The organism is Labedella populi, from assembly GCF_004078655.1.
Classification (GTDB): Bacteria; Actinomycetota; Actinomycetes; order Actinomycetales; family Microbacteriaceae; genus Labedella; species Labedella populi.
This window is the reverse complement of the sequence record NZ_RZNC01000005.1, coordinates 84,097-98,081: the sequence shown is the minus strand read 5'-3', so window position 1 is coordinate 98,081 and position 13,985 is coordinate 84,097. Positions and strand designations below refer to the sequence as shown.

Below are 13,985 nucleotides of genomic sequence, written 5' to 3'. Positions count from 1 at the left end.
ATGGCCAAGAAGAGCAAGATCGCCAAGAACGACCAGCGTAAGGTCATCGTGGAGCGCTACGCCGCGAAGCGCCTCGAGCTGAAGAAGACCCTCGTGGACCCCAATGCGACCGACGAGGCCCGCGAGGCCGCACGTCTCGGCCTGCAGAAGCTCCCGCGCGACGCGTCGCCGATCCGCCTCCGCAACCGCGACGCGATCGACGGGCGCCCCCGTGGGCACCTCTCGAAGTTCGGCATCTCGCGTGTGCGTTTCCGCGACATGGCGCACCGAGGCGAGCTGCCCGGCATCACCAAGTCGAGCTGGTAAGCACCACCGCGTCACACGCGTTCGAAATGGCGGCCGGTCCCCTCGGGGGGCCGGCCGTCGTCGTCTGCGGGCGGTGCGGAGCGCGAGCGGAAACGCCCGCCCGTGGGGGCCTCTCCCCGTCGGGGGTGTCGGGCCCGGCTGTTAGCATCGCAGCATGCCCAGCACTCGGAGATTCAGGGGGTTCGCGGTGCTTGCGGCCATGCTGCTGACAGCGGCCGGCCTTACTGCGTGCACGGTGACCGTCGAGGGAGAAGCGGTGCCGGCGGACCAGCCCCCGGGCATCAACGTCGACATCCTCGCGGCGGGCGAGTCGGTCGACATCGACAGTGACCCGGGTGCGACGAACGACTTCTGGGATGACAACGCCTCCAACGCGAGCGCCCCCGAATACGAGCCGCCGCCCGAGGGTGAAGAGGCCCTCACCGACAACCCCACGGGCGTCGTCGTCGACCCGACCACGGGACCGGTCGAGGCCGTCGACCCCGAAAGCCTGCAGGACTCGTCGGCGGGCAACCCCTTCGCCGCACCGGGGCTCTCGGGTCAGACGCAGGGTCGGTTGTACGGCGCGTTCGACGACCAGACCGCCTACGTGTGCTCCGCGACCGTCGTGACCTCCGCCGGTAAGAACATGGTCGCGACCGCGGCCCACTGCGTCTACGACGCCTTCGGAAAGCGGTACGCCCAGAACCTGCAGTTCGTGCCGGCCGACCACAATCAGATGGAGGAGACGCCGTTCGGCATCTGGTACGCGAACACGATCTTCGCGCCCACCGAGTTCATCGAGCAGGCCGAAGCCGATGCAAGCGGGCGCACCGCGGGAGACGGCTGGTACTACGACTTCGCCTTCCTGAGCATGGACGCGAACGAGGACGGCCAGCAGATCCAGGACGTCACGGGGGGCCAGGGCCTCTCCTTCGGCGGCGAACTCGACGGCGTGCTCTCGATCGGTTACCCGGCGGCTCCGCCGTTCGACGGGATGACGCAGCGGTACTGCTCGTCGAGCAACGTCGCCGACCGCTACACCAACGACTACGTTCTCTCGTGCGACATGACGGGCGGCTGCTCGGGCGGAGCGTGGCTCACGAAGTTCGACTCGACCACGGGGGCCGGTTACCTCATCGGCTCGAACTCCCGCGGAGGGGGTGGGCAGTTGTTGAGCGCCGCGCTCGGCGAGGTGGCCCTCGCGCTCTACAACCAGGCCGGAGGGGGAGCGTGACGCGGCCATCGTGGCGGTCCCTCGTCGGATGCGCCGCCGTGGCCTCCGTGGTCCTCGGCGCGACCGGGTGCGCGACGCGGGAGGTCGACGGCGAAGCGCACGCCGACACGGCGGCTCGCCAGGATTTCCTGCAGGCGGTCTTCGAGGAGCGGTTCGCCGCCGCCTCCGAGCAGCTCACGGCCGGTTCCGACATCGCGGGGTTGGAGTTCGTCTCCATCGTGGGAGGCTCCGAGGAATTCGACCTCACGCGTGACGTCGTGTTGCTCGGCGAGCCGGCGACGGTGGTCGTGCGCGAGAGCTCGAGCCGTGAGGGCGACACGATCGACGTCTACCACGAGGGCGGCGCGGACACCGATTTCCTCCTGCTCGGGCCGATGTTCTCCGAGCTGAGCCCGACACTGTGGACGGAGGTCCCCACCGTCATCGGTGCGAGCGATGACCCGTGCGCTCTGCCCGCCCAGCGGGTGTTCTGCGGCGCGGCGGCGGCGTTCGAGGAGCGCAACGACGACTTTGTGCCCGTCTACGACCTCACGACGGACGACGGCGGCGCATCGCGGGTCAGTGTCACGACGTCTCTCGCCACCATCGCGGCGCAGGCCGAAGTGCTCGCCCTCCCCGCGGGCCTCGTCGACACCGAGGACCTCGACGAGGACGCTGTCGCCACGATCACGATCGAGAGTGACGCCGAGGGTGCGTTCGCCGCGATCGAGCTCTCCGCTCCACTCGGCGGCGACGCGGGTCGGCTCCTCGTCGGTTTCGCCACGAGTGGGCCTGTCGACCCCGACGACGTGCCCGAAGCGCCGTCGCCGTTCGACGTCACGACGATCCCCGAGGCGGACGTCGACGCGTTCTACGAAGAGATCCAGAGGTTGAGAGATGAGTGACGGTCGCACACCCACGGGCCCGGAGGGCCAGCAGCCGGATCGTGCCGGAGCCGAGAATCCCCCGCTCCATTCGCCCCAGCCCGCACAGCCCGGTCAGCCGACCCAGCAGGGTCAGCAGGGTCTGCCGACCCAGCAGGTACCGCCTCACCAGCACGGGTACGGGCAGCAGCAGTGGTGGAATCAGCAGCCGAACGGCGGCGCCTCCCCGCCGCCCAGAGACCAGCCGGACCGGTACCCCGGGTCCGCCGTTCCGCCCCAGCGCTACCCGACGCCGACGGCCCCGACGCAGCCGTTCGGTGCCCCGGTGCCTCCCGCCGCACGCCAGCCGGGCCAGCCGGGCCAGCCGGGCCAGGGACACCCGGTCCAGTACGCGGCCGGCCCGGGACAGCAGCACGCGGCTTCGCCCGGCTTCGGACCGTACAGCCAACACGGCGGTGCTGCGGGGGCGGGCTCGCCCGGCGACGCGCCGAGAACAAGGCGCCGGTTCTCGTGGGGCGCCGCCTCCCTCGGTCTCCTCGCCGGTGCGGCTGTCGGAGCACTCATCACTCTCGCGGTGACGGGGCAGTTCGTTCGCCCCGTCTTCACGGGTGCGTCCGTGGAGGACGGCGTGCAGGGTGTGCTCGAGGACGAGTTCGGGCTCCCCGACGTCGACGACGTGTCGTGCCCCGAAGAGCCCAGTGCGGCGGCCGGTGCAGAGTTCGCGTGCGCATTCACAACGGGTGACCGGGAGTTCTCCGTCCAGGTACGGGTGCTCGACTCAGGGGGCCAGTACCTCGTCGGCGCCGTCACGAGCGGGGACTGACGCCTCGCCTCGCGCGGAGGCCGTCGGTCGGCCGGCGGTGTCCGCGGGCGTCGTCACGAGAGCTGCACGTGGCTCGTGGGGGTCGCTCGAGGAGCGCCGCGCGAGGCCGCGGTGACCGACACGCCGGAGGCGATCTCGGCGCACAGCGCGTAGTTCCGCGGAATCTCGCGGATTTCTGTTACATTCGAGGCGGTCGAGAGACCGGTCGCCGTGCCGAAACGGTCGGCGGCCGCTACAGGAGAAAACGACTGTACTTCGTAACAAGGTCCGAGGAGGACACTTCATGGCTGATAAGTCGCTTAACAAGACCGAGCTCGTTGCAAAGATCGCTTCGGAGTCGGGCCAGAGCCAGGCTGCGGTGAGCGGCGTTCTCGACGCTCTGTTCTCGGTTCTCGCTGACTCGGTCAGCAACGACGTCAAGGTCAGCATCCCGGGTTGGCTCGCGGTCGAGCGCACGTCGCGTGCCGCTCGCACGGGCCGCAACCCGCAGACGGGTGAGACGATCCAGATCGCGGCCGGTCACTCGGTCAAGGTCTCCGCCGGCTCGAAGCTCAAGGCCGCCGTCAAGTAGTCTCGGCTCCACAACGCCTCGATGGGGCGGTCGACGCATGCGCGTCGACCGCCCCATCGGTGTCTTCCGCCCCGCTCTCGTTTCCTTTCCCCCTCCCCCCCGCATTCGCGGTCCTCACCCTCATTCCCCGGCCGCACCTCGTTCCCCAGCGCCATGTGCCGACTTTTCGCCCTCCGGCGTCGAGGATGGACGACAGCCGTGCAGATCGACGGGCGCGGGCGGACGGTCAGGCGGCAGCGCGTACGCTTGAGGGGTGAATCGGACGACGCGCATCCTCGGTCCGGCGGTGCTCGTGCTCGTCGGCATCCTCGCACTCGTCGCGGCTCTCGCGTTCGGCGGCGGTGCCGCTCCGATCTCGATCGGAGACCCGGGCCCCGTCGCGCGGTGGGGGCTTCCCCTGGCCAAGATGTTCGTCAACCTCGGGGCCGCCGGCCTGATCGGCGCCATCGTCCTCGCGCTGTTCGCCCTCGGGCCCGGTCGCGAGGAGTTCGCGAAGACGCTCGACGTCGCGTCCGCGAGCGCCGCCGTCCTGACGGTCGCTTCGGGACTGACGGGCTTCTTCACGTTCCTCGTCGTGACGAACACGCCGTTCGCGCTCGACGACGACTTCGGTGTGCGGCTCGGCTTCTTCCTCACCGAAGTGGAGGCGGGGCAGGCGTGGCTCACGACGACGCTGCTCGCCGCCACTGTGACCGTGCTGTGTTTCGCCGTCCGCAACCTGACGGCGCTGTTCTTCGTGGGGGTCCTCGCCGCGGTGAGCCTGCTGCCCATGGCCCAGCAGGGCCATGCGGCCGGAAGCGCCGGCCACGACGCCGCGATCACCGCGCTCGGGCTGCACCTGCTCTTCGCCGCCGTGTGGTTGGGCGGGTTGCTCGCCCTCGTGATCATCCGGCCTGCGCTCACCGCCGGTCGACTCCCGGAGGTCCTGGCGCGGTACTCGACCCTCGCGCTCGTCTGCTTCGTGGTCGTCGCCGTCTCCGGTTACGCGAGCGCCGAACTGCGGATCGGGAGCCTCGACCGGCTCGCGACGCCCTACGGCCTGCTCGTGGTCGTCAAGGTCGCGGCCCTCGTCGTGCTCGGGCTGTTCGGCGCCTCCTACCGTTCGATCCTGCTGCGCCGCATGATCGATTCGGGACGTGAGCGCGCGCGGTTCTGGTGGATCGCCGTCGCCGAGCTCGGCTTCATGGGAGTGGCCTCGGGCGTCGCTTCCGCGCTCGCCCGCACCGCGACCCCGGTGGCGGAGGCGGAGGCGGCACCCACCGTGCAGACGCCCGCCCAGGTGCTCACGGACGAGCCCCTCCCGCCGGAGCTCACCCCCATCGGCTACCTGACGTCGTGGAACATCGACCTCCTCTGGGGGCTGTTCTGCGCCTTCGCCGTCTTCTTCTACGTCGCCGGGGTCGTCCGACTGCGCCGCCGGGGCGACTCCTGGCCTGTCCTCCGCACGGTCTCGTGGATCGCCGGCATCGTCCTGCTGTTCTGGGTCACGAGCGGCGTCGTCAACGTCTACCAGCAGTACCTCTTCAGCATCCACATGCTCGGGCACATGCTGCTCGCGATGGCCGTCCCGATCCTGCTCGTGCCGGGCGCTCCGGTCACACTCGCGATGCGGGCGATCCACAAGCGCTCCGACGACTCGCGCGGCGCCCGCGAGTGGATCCTGCTCGCGGTGCATTCGCGTTACGCGACGGTGCTCTCCCACCCGATCGTCACGGCGGTGCTGTTCGCCGGCTCACTCTGGGTGTTCTACTTCACCCCGGTGTTCCGGTGGGCGATGACCGACCACATCGGTCACCAGTGGATGATCGCGCACTTCCTCGCGACCGGTTACCTCTTCGTGCAATCGCTCATCGGCATCGATCCCATCCCGCACCGGTTGTCCTATCCGCTGCGGCTGTTCCTCCTGCTCGCCACGATGGCCTCGCACGCGTTCTTCGGGCTCACGATCATGTCCTCGCACGGGCTCTTCCTCGCGGACTGGTTCGGTGCGATGGGTCGCACGTGGGGTGCGACGCCGATGGAGGATCAGATCGTCGGCGGCGGGATCGCCTGGAGCATCGGCGAGATCCCGACCGTGATCCTCGCGATCGTCGTCGCCGTCCAGTGGGGACGCAGCGACACCAAGGAGCAGAAGCGCGTCGACCGCGCGGCCGACCGCGACGACGACGCCGAGCTCAAGGAGTACAATGCGCGGCTCGCGGAACTCGCCGACCGCGACGTGACCCCGTCCCGCTGAGAGCGCTACACCCGCACGAGGGCGCCACGTGCACCTATCGCCCTCGGCACCGACGTGTAGCACTCGCGGGGGACGACGCTAGGCGGTCCCGTCGTGGCCATCAGGCCGCCCGGAAGGTGAGCTTTCCGCGCTCGGCGCGCGTGAGCGGCGGGATGGATCGCAGCAGTTCGCGCGTGTAGTCGTGGCCCGGTCGGTCGAAGATCTGCTCGGTGTCGCCCGTCTCCACCGCGACGCCGCGATACATCACGAGGACCCGGTGCGCGAGGTTCCGCACGACCGACAGATCGTGCGAGATGAAGATGATGCTGAGGCCGAGCCGGTCCTGCAGGTCCACGAGCAGATCGACCACTTGCGCCTGGATCGTGACATCGAGCGCCGAGACCGGCTCGTCGCAGACGAGCACGTCGGGGTCCCGCATGAGCGCACGGGCGATGCCGATCCGCTGTCGCTGGCCGCCGGAGAACTGGTGCGGGAAGCGATCCATCATGTCCGGCTTCAGCCCGACGAGGTCGAGAAGTTCCGCGACGCGGTCGCGCCGCTCGGCCGTGGATCCCGTGCGGGCGACGGCGAGGGGTTCCGCGATCACGTCTCGGACACGCATCCGCGGATCGAGTGACGTGTAGGGGTCCTGGAACACCATCCCCACTCCCGACTGCGCGGCCGGTCGTCGGCCCCGCGTGCGCCGCGTCACGTCGCTGCCGAGATATTCGACCGTGCCCGAGTCGACGCTCTCGAGACCGACGATCATGCGCGCGAGGGTGGACTTCCCGCTTCCCGACTCGCCCACGATCGCGAGGGTCTCCCCGCGGCGGAGTTCGAGGTCGACGTGCGCGACCGCGTGTACCGCCCGGCGGGCGAGCGGGGATCCGGCGGAGAACGTGCGGTCGAGGCCTGTCGCCGTGAGCACCGGGCTGCTCGAGGCGTCGGCTGCGCTCAACACGCGAGCAGGCGACGGGTGCGGCGCGGAGTCGAACAGCTGCCGGGTGTACGGATGGTGGGGAGCCGCGAACATGGCGTCGGCGTCGCCCGTCTCGACGACCTCGCCGTGCCGCATGACGACGAGTCGGTCGGCGACCTCGGTCACGACCCCGATGTCGTGGGTGATGAGCAGGACGCCCATGTCGAGCCGACCGCGCAGTTCGTGGAGCAGTCGCAGGATCTGCGCCTGGACGGTGACGTCGAGCGCCGTCGTCGGCTCGTCCGCGATGAGCAGGTCCGGTTCGAGGGCGATCGCCATCGCGATGAGGATGCGTTGCCTCATCCCGCCCGAGAACTGGTGCGGATAATCGTCGACGCGTGACGCGGGCGAGAGGATGCCGACGAGGTCGAGGAGTTCGATCGCCCGGGCCCGAGCCGCCTTGCGGGAGACGCCGCGATGAACCCGCACGATCTCGCCGAGTTGGTCGCCGACCGACAGGACGGGGTTGAGGGACGAGAGCGCATCCTGCAGGACCATGCTCATCCGCTCGCCGCGCAGCGCACGTCGCTCGCCGGCGCCGAGGGACAGGAGGTCGATGTCGCCGAGCCGCAGGGCGTCCGCGGTCACGATCGCGGCGTCGTCCTCGATGCCCATGATGGCTCGTGCAGTGACGGTCTTGCCGGACCCGGATTCGCCGAGCAGCGCGACGAGTTCCCCGGGACGGACGTCGATGTCGACGCCGCTCGCGGCCGTGGACGTGGTGTGCTCACCGCGGAACTCGATGCGCAGGCCGCGAACGTGCAGCACGGGTGAGGGTGTCTGGGTCGCTGAGGCCGCGTCGATTGATGCCGTCGTCATGCCTGTCATTCTGCACCCTGAGTTCGGCCGAAATGTTTCACGCGCGTGAAATCCGCACCGAAATAGCGCACGTATGTTGACAGCAGTGCCGGAAATCGTGATTGTTGGGTCGTGGGGCGCCGAGAGCTCCCTCGCCGCCCGATCCGGACGGCCCTGAACCACGAAGGAGGCACCACCGTGCTCGAACCCTCAGAGCGCTACACCGGCTACACGGCCTACGAGTACCTGGAAGCGGGCGTCGACTACCGGCACTTCGACTACGCGAAGCAACTCGGCCGCGTGCCCGAATATGCCGGTCTCGACTTGAGCTCGGCGCAGGCCGAGCGCACACAGCGTCTGCTCGACCAGGAGACGGTCATCTCCCTGCACGAACACGTGCAGGTCTTCCCCGAGAACATGGACTACTTGCGTGACCACATCCGCCAGGGACGCGAACCCACGGGGTACGAGGGTCTGTCGCGCTCCGGCCTCACAGCCGTCTTCGACAACGGCATGGACGGGACCTGCTGCATCTCGAGCGACGCCGGTTGGAAGTACCAGGACGTACTCTTCGATCTCGGCGTCCGTATGGCGGACCTCGCGCACCAGGACTTCGTCATCAAGGGCGAGACGCTCAAGGACATCCAGTACGCGAAGGAGACGGGACGCATCGCCCACATCTTCGCCCTCGAGGCCTCGACCATGATCGAGAACGAGGTCGACCGGCTCGACGTGCTGTACGGCTTCGGTGTGCGCCAAATGGGCATCGCCTACTCGGAGGCCAACACCCTCGGCAGCGGACTCAAGGAGCGCGGCGACGGCGGTCTCACCTACTTCGGCGAGCGCGCGGTCGCCCGCATGAACAAGCTCGGCATTGCGATCGACATCTCGCACTCGGGCGACCGCACGTGTGTCGACGTCATCAAGGCGTCGACGAAGCCCGTGTTCATCACCCACGCCGGCGCGCGCGGGTTGTGGCCGACGAGCCGCATGAAGACCGACGAGACCATCATCGAGTGCGCGCGTCGCGGCGGTGTCATCGGCATCGAGGCCGCTCCGCACACGACGCTGTCGCCGTCGCATCCGCTCCACTCGCTGGAATCCGTCATGGATCACTTCCAGTACTGCGTCGACCTCGTCGGCCTCGAGCACGTGAGCTTCGGGCCCGACACGCTCTTCGGCGACCACGTGGGCCTCCACGAGGCGTTCTCGTCGAACCTGTCTCTCGGTCAGGCGCACGCGAACGTCGACTACGAGAAGGTGCCGTACGTCGACGGCGTCGAGAATCCCGCCGAGGCGTTCGGCAACATCATCGGCTGGCTCGTGAAGCACGACTACTCCGACGACGAAATCCGCGCGGTCGTCGGCGGTAACACCCTGCGCGTACTCGAGGAGGTCTGGGTCTGATGCACTATCGGAGATCGATGATCGTCGGCGTGGCCGCTGCCGCCGCGCTGACACTGAGCGCTTGCGCACCGCAAGCGCCGGAGGAGAGCGGGGGCGGGTCCGCGGAAGCGGGCGACGCGACGCTCACCATCGCCACGACGACGGACGTCGTCAACTACAACCCGCTCATCGGCAACAGCCGGAGCGACTACTGGATCACCAACCTGATGTATCCGCACTTGCTCAGCATCGCGAACGACGGCAGCAAGGAGCCGCAGTTGGCCGAGGAGTGGGGCTACGTCGATGAGACGACGGGCTACTACGAGATCCGCGACGACATGACGTGGAGCGACGGCGAGAAGCTCGACGCCGAAGACGTCGCGTACACGATGAACGCAGTGAAGAAGGACGCCCCCTCGGGGACGTTCTATGGCCAGCTCGCGAACTTCGAGTCGGCCGAGGCCGTCTCGGACACGCGTGTCGAGATCACTCTCACCCAACCGGACTCCTCCATCGTCGAGGAGATCGGCTTCTGGGGGAACGTCGTCCCGCAGCACGTCTTCGAGCCGGCCGGATCGACGGCCGAGTTCGCGAACGACGGCAGCGACGGCGGCTGGGTGAGCGCCGGTCCGTACCTCCTGACCGATGTCCAGGTCGGCCAGAGCTACACGATGGAGCGCGTCGAGGACTACCCGCTCGTCGAGGGCGGGACGCCGATCGCCGCGAAGGTCGTCTACCGCGTCTTCCCCGACGTGAACACCGAGATCCTCGCGCTCCAGAGCGGCGAGGTCGACGTCATCGCGAACGCCTTGCCGCCGGCTCAGGTCGAGCAGCTCCGCAACACCGACGGCATCGAGATCGCCGAGGTCACGGGCCTCGGTTATGCGCACATGGTCTACAACATGCAGAACCCGGACCTCGCCAAGGTCGAGGTCCGCAAGGCCCTCGCTCACGCCGCCGACTACCAGGCGATCCGTGACGTCGTGTTGCAGGGGCAAGCCGACTCCACCGGGTCGAGCCCTCTCATGCCGGTGCTCTCGACCTACTACGACGACTCCATCGAGGAGTACGAATTCGACACCGACCTGTCACGGTCTCTCATGGAGGACGCCGGCTATACGGCCGACGCCGCCGGGATGTTCCCGGTGAGCTTCCGCCTGATCTACTCCCTGCAGGACAGCGTGACGAGCCAGTGGGCTCAGCTCGTGAAGGAGAGCTCGGCCGAGGCCGGAATCACGATCGAACTGCAGGGCACGGAGCGCAACACGTACCTCGCGATGACGAACGAGGGTGACTACGACATCTATGCGGGCAACTTCGCGATCATGGACGACCCCGTGACGAACTTCACGTTGTCGTACCTGCCGGGTGGAGCCATCAACTACACCTACGTGGACGACCCCGAGCTCAACGCCCTCATCGAGGAGGCCTCCGCGGCCTCCGACGTGGACGAGAAAGTCGAGATCATGCAGGAGGCTGCGGCCATCGTGCACGAGCAGGTCTACGACAACATCATGTACACGCAGAATCTGTACATGGCGTACAGCTCGGACTGGGACGGCTTCGTCTCGAAGCCGAGCGAGCTGCTCTCGATCGTGAATCCTGTCTCCGTCGCGAGCGCGTTCCCGGTCTCCGAATAGCCGCCGAGTAGTCCAACCGGTCCACAGACTCGTCCGCCGACGAGTCCACCCTCAGACAGGAGAGTCGCCAGCGTGTCCATCGCTCTGTTCGTCCTTCGCCGACTCGGCCGGGGGATCCTCACGATCTGGTTCGCCGTGACCGTGACGTTCCTCCTCCTGCGTCTCCTCCCCGGTGACCCGGCGCTCGCCGTCGCGAGCCCGAACATGACGGAGGAAGCGCGGGCGACTCTCCTGCAGCAGTACGGCCTCGACCAGCCGCTGCTCACCCAGTACGTCCTCTACCTCGGTCGCCTCTTTCAGGGCGACCTCGGGACGTCGTTCACCCAGTCGATCCCCGTGCTCGACGTGCTCATGGAGCGCTTGCCGTGGACGCTCCTGCTCACGGCGACGGCGCTCGTGCTCACCGTCGTGATCGGGATCCCCCTCGGTGTGCTCGCCGCATCGCACAAGGGCGCGTTCCTCGACCGGTTCGTGCAGATCGTCGGCGTGACGGGGCAATCGCTGTTCGTACCGAGCGTCGGCATCGTGCTGCTGCTCGTGTTCGGCCTGAACCTCGGCTGGTTCCCGATCGGCGGTGCGTACACGGACGGCGTCTACGGCGGCGAGTGGTACGTCTCCGTTCTCACGCACCTCGTGCTCCCGGCGTTGTCGCTCACGCTCATCCAGCTCGGTTCGTACGTGCTCACGATGCGGGCGACCCTGATCGACGCGCTCGGCGACGACTACGTGACCCTCGCGAAGGCGAACGGTCTCTCGCCGCGGCGCATCCTCTGGAAGCACGCGCTCCGCAATGCGCTGCTGCCGGCTACGACGCTCATCGGCCTGCAACTGGGCTTCCTCGTCGGAGGTGCCGTTCTGACCGAGACGGTGTTCGCCTACCCGGGTATCGGCCGGGGCATCTACGAGGCCGTCACGCAACTCGACTTCCCCGTGCTTCAGGGCGCGTTCCTCCTCCTCGCCGTCACCGTCGTCGCGGCCAACACGCTCACCGACATCACCTACGGATTCCTCGACCCGAGAGTGAAGACCTCATGACCACTCCGCTGCCGGAGAGTGCACTCGTCGATTCCACGCCGGAGCCGTCAGCCATCGGAGCGACCCGAGCGAGCCGAGCCACGTGGCGCGCGTTCCGACGCATGCCGCTCGGGATGATCTCGCTCGGGATCCTCGTGGCGCTCGTGCTCGTGAGCGTGCTCGCGCCGGTGCTCGCCCCGTACCCCGCCGGTTATGGCATGGACGTCTTGCGTCCACCGAGTGCCGCCCACGTCTTCGGGACCGACGCGCTCGGTCGCGACGTGTACGGGGAGGTCGTGTGGGGCACGCAGCAGTCCGTGCTCGTGGCGGTCGCCGCGTCCGCGATCGCGATCGCGTTCGGAACCGTCGTCGCCGTCGTCGGCGCCTACGTCCCGAAGCTCGACGCGCTCATCAGCGTCGTCGTCGATCTCACGCTCTCCCTTCCCGTCCTGCCCCTCATGATCCTCATCGCGGCCCTCGTAGGACCCAGTACGTCGACGATCATCCTCGTCGTCGCGGCGTTCTCGTGGCCGGAGGTGACACGACTCGTGCGTTCGCAGGCGCTCGCGGTCGTGAAGCTGCCGTACGTCGACGCCGCGCGGCTCATGACACGGAATCACGCGTGGATCGTCGGTCGCCACGTGGTGCCCGCAGTGACGCCCGTCATCGTCGTCTCCGTCGTCGTGACGGCGTCGCGCGCGGTGCTGTCCGCGGCGGGCCTCGCATTCCTCGGCCTCGGCGACCCGACGACGTGGTCGTGGGGACGCATCCTCTACGAGGCACAGCAGTCGGGTGCCATGGTGAGCGCGTGGTGGCTGACGCTGTTCCCGTCGCTCGCGATCCTCGCGCTCGTCCTCTCCGCCACTCTCCTCTCGATCGCCTACAACGACGCACGGAACCCGAGGAATCATGCCCGCTGACATCCGATCCGCCGACGGTGAGACCCGGGACGCCTTCGAGCAGCGCCTCGCCCCGGCGGTCTTCCACCGGATCCGGGAGCGCGTCGTCATGGCGCTCGCCGATGAGGGCCTCTCGGCGGTCCTCACCGACGACCCGGAGGACGTCGCCTACCTCACGGGCTTCTTCCACCACCCCGGCGAGCGGCCCGTCGCCGTCCTGCTGCGCGACGACGGCCGCATCCTGCTGCTCGTTCCGGAACTCGAGCGCCAGCACGCCGAGGAACAGGAGGCTCAAGCCGAGATCGTGACGTTCGCGGAGTATCCGGGGCTCGAGTCGCCGTTCGCCCCGCTCGCCCGTGCGAGCGGGCCGATGCGCGGGCGGGTAGGGGTCACGACTCTCGTCACGCACCACCGGCTACTGCTCGCGAGCGCCGCGTTCACCGGCGTGGACTGGGTTCCGACAGAGCTCGTCACGCGGGCCCGTCAGGTGAAGTTCCCCGAGGAGATCGTCCTCCACCGCGAGGCTGCGCGTATCACCGACCGGATGCTCGAGGCGGGTGTCACCCTCGTCACGGATGCGGTCGCCGGCGGAGGACCGTTGCCGAGCGAGCAAGAACTCGCGAGCCACGTCGGCTCCGTCGGCGTCGGCGCGATGTACGCCGAGCACCGTGACGTCGTCGTGGTGTCGTTCCTCGCGGGCGGCCTGGTCTACGCCGGCGCCAACTCGGCCATCCCGCACGGGCTGCCGTCGGCGTACCGACTGGCACCCGGGGACACCTTCATGCTGTCGCTCGGCTGCGCCGTCGGCGGGCGGTTCGTCGAGGGTGAGCGCACGTTCGTCCTCGGCGATCCGAGTGACGAGCAGCGGCTCTATCACGACACCGTGCGCCTCGCTCAGGCCGAGGGATCGCGCGCGATCGCTCCCGGGGTGCAGTGCAGCGACAGCAACGCCCGGTGCCTCGACGTCATCCGCGGCGCCGGTCTCGGGCGTTACCTGCGGCACCGTCAGGGACACGGGATCGGCCTCGGCATGCACGAGCCGCCGTGGCTCGAAGACGGAGACGCCACGCCGCTGCTGCCGGGGATGATCGTCTCGAACGAACCCGGCCTCTATGTCCCGGGACACGCCGGCTACCGCATCAGCGACAGCGTGCTCGTGACCGAGACCGGGTCCGAACCACTCACGGGTTTCCCGCGCGACCTCGACTCCTGCACCATCCCCCTCTGATCCCCGTCGATTCCCCTCGATACCCGCCCGACCACCGGAAGGACACC

General features: G+C 68.6%; 12 protein-coding genes. 11 read left to right on the top strand and 1 reads right to left on the bottom strand.

What is annotated here, in order from left to right; translation table 11 throughout:
- The 6 genes from rpsN (at position 1) to ELQ92_RS13290 (ending at position 6,015) form a co-directional block, all read left to right on the top strand.
- On the top strand, positions 1–306 hold the full coding sequence (gene rpsN, locus ELQ92_RS13315) for a 30S ribosomal protein S14 (RefSeq protein ID WP_128495077.1): 306 nt from the start codon (positions 1–3) through the stop codon (positions 304–306).
- A gap of 154 nt (positions 307–460) precedes the next feature.
- Positions 461–1,522 (top strand): trypsin-like serine peptidase, encoded by a 1,062-nt coding sequence (locus ELQ92_RS13310; protein WP_128499788.1) that lies wholly within the window; start codon positions 461–463, stop codon positions 1,520–1,522.
- Positions 1,519–2,406 carry a hypothetical protein gene (locus tag ELQ92_RS13305; protein ID WP_128499786.1) on the top strand — a complete coding sequence of 296 codons (888 nt, stop codon included), beginning with the start codon at positions 1,519–1,521 and terminating at the stop codon, positions 2,404–2,406. The genes ELQ92_RS13310 and ELQ92_RS13305 overlap by 4 nt, the downstream gene beginning before the upstream one ends.
- Positions 2,399–3,208 carry a DUF4333 domain-containing protein gene (locus tag ELQ92_RS13300; protein ID WP_128499784.1) on the top strand — a complete coding sequence of 270 codons (810 nt, stop codon included), beginning with the start codon at positions 2,399–2,401 and terminating at the stop codon, positions 3,206–3,208. The genes ELQ92_RS13305 and ELQ92_RS13300 overlap by 8 nt, the downstream gene beginning before the upstream one ends.
- A gap of 283 nt (positions 3,209–3,491) precedes the next feature.
- Entirely contained in the window at positions 3,492–3,779 is a 288-nt protein-coding gene (locus ELQ92_RS13295; protein ID WP_106562368.1) for an HU family DNA-binding protein, read from the top strand.
- Positions 3,780–4,032: 253 nt separating this feature from the next.
- Positions 4,033–6,015 carry a bifunctional copper resistance protein CopD/cytochrome c oxidase assembly protein gene (locus ELQ92_RS13290; protein ID WP_208004388.1) on the top strand — a complete coding sequence of 661 codons (1,983 nt, stop codon included), beginning with the start codon at positions 4,033–4,035 and terminating at the stop codon, positions 6,013–6,015.
- Positions 6,016–6,115: 100 nt separating this feature from the next.
- Here the strand turns inward: ELQ92_RS13290 and ELQ92_RS13285 are convergent, their stop codons facing one another.
- On the bottom strand, positions 6,116–7,792 hold the full coding sequence (locus ELQ92_RS13285) for an ABC transporter ATP-binding protein (RefSeq protein WP_166426793.1): 1,677 nt from the start codon (positions 7,790–7,792) through the stop codon (positions 6,116–6,118).
- 177 nt (positions 7,793–7,969) lie between these two features.
- Here ELQ92_RS13285 and ELQ92_RS13280 point away from each other — a divergent pair, with 177 nt between their 5' ends.
- The 5 genes from ELQ92_RS13280 (at position 7,970) to ELQ92_RS13260 (ending at position 13,938) form a co-directional block, all read left to right on the top strand.
- Complete coding sequence (locus tag ELQ92_RS13280) at positions 7,970–9,178, top strand: dipeptidase (protein ID WP_128499780.1); 1,209 nt, start codon at positions 7,970–7,972, stop codon at positions 9,176–9,178.
- Complete coding sequence (locus ELQ92_RS13275) at positions 9,178–10,797, top strand: ABC transporter substrate-binding protein (RefSeq protein WP_243695034.1); 1,620 nt, start codon at positions 9,178–9,180, stop codon at positions 10,795–10,797. The genes ELQ92_RS13280 and ELQ92_RS13275 overlap by 1 nt, the downstream gene beginning before the upstream one ends.
- 72 nt (positions 10,798–10,869) lie before the next feature.
- Positions 10,870–11,832 (top strand): ABC transporter permease, encoded by a 963-nt coding sequence (locus ELQ92_RS13270; RefSeq protein WP_128499778.1) that lies wholly within the window; start codon positions 10,870–10,872, stop codon positions 11,830–11,832.
- Positions 11,829–12,731 (top strand): ABC transporter permease, encoded by a 903-nt coding sequence (locus tag ELQ92_RS13265; RefSeq protein ID WP_243695033.1) that lies wholly within the window; start codon positions 11,829–11,831, stop codon positions 12,729–12,731. The genes ELQ92_RS13270 and ELQ92_RS13265 overlap by 4 nt, the downstream gene beginning before the upstream one ends.
- Complete coding sequence (locus ELQ92_RS13260) at positions 12,721–13,938, top strand: M24 family metallopeptidase (RefSeq protein ID WP_128499776.1); 1,218 nt, start codon at positions 12,721–12,723, stop codon at positions 13,936–13,938. The genes ELQ92_RS13265 and ELQ92_RS13260 overlap by 11 nt, the downstream gene beginning before the upstream one ends.
- The last annotated feature ends 47 nt before the right edge of the window (positions 13,939–13,985 follow it).

What these genes read in the sequence shown, in the direction of transcription:
- ELQ92_RS13265 (WP_243695033.1), top strand. Translation starts at nt 11,829, where the DNA reads ATGACCACTCCGCTGCCGGAGAGTGCACTCGTCGATTCCACGCCGGAG.
- ELQ92_RS13300 (WP_128499784.1), top strand. Translation starts at nt 2,399, where the DNA reads ATGAGTGACGGTCGCACACCCACGGGCCCGGAGGGCCAGCAGCCGGAT.
- ELQ92_RS13275 (WP_243695034.1), top strand. Translation starts at nt 9,178, where the DNA reads ATGCACTATCGGAGATCGATGATCGTCGGCGTGGCCGCTGCCGCCGCG.
- rpsN (WP_128495077.1), top strand. Translation starts at nt 1, where the DNA reads ATGGCCAAGAAGAGCAAGATCGCCAAGAACGACCAGCGTAAGGTCATC.
- ELQ92_RS13285 (WP_166426793.1), bottom strand. Translation starts at nt 7,792, where the DNA reads ATGACGACGGCATCAATCGACGCGGCCTCAGCGACCCAGACACCCTCA.
- ELQ92_RS13260 (WP_128499776.1), top strand. Translation starts at nt 12,721, where the DNA reads ATGCCCGCTGACATCCGATCCGCCGACGGTGAGACCCGGGACGCCTTC.
- ELQ92_RS13310 (WP_128499788.1), top strand. Translation starts at nt 461, where the DNA reads ATGCCCAGCACTCGGAGATTCAGGGGGTTCGCGGTGCTTGCGGCCATG.
- ELQ92_RS13295 (WP_106562368.1), top strand. Translation starts at nt 3,492, where the DNA reads ATGGCTGATAAGTCGCTTAACAAGACCGAGCTCGTTGCAAAGATCGCT.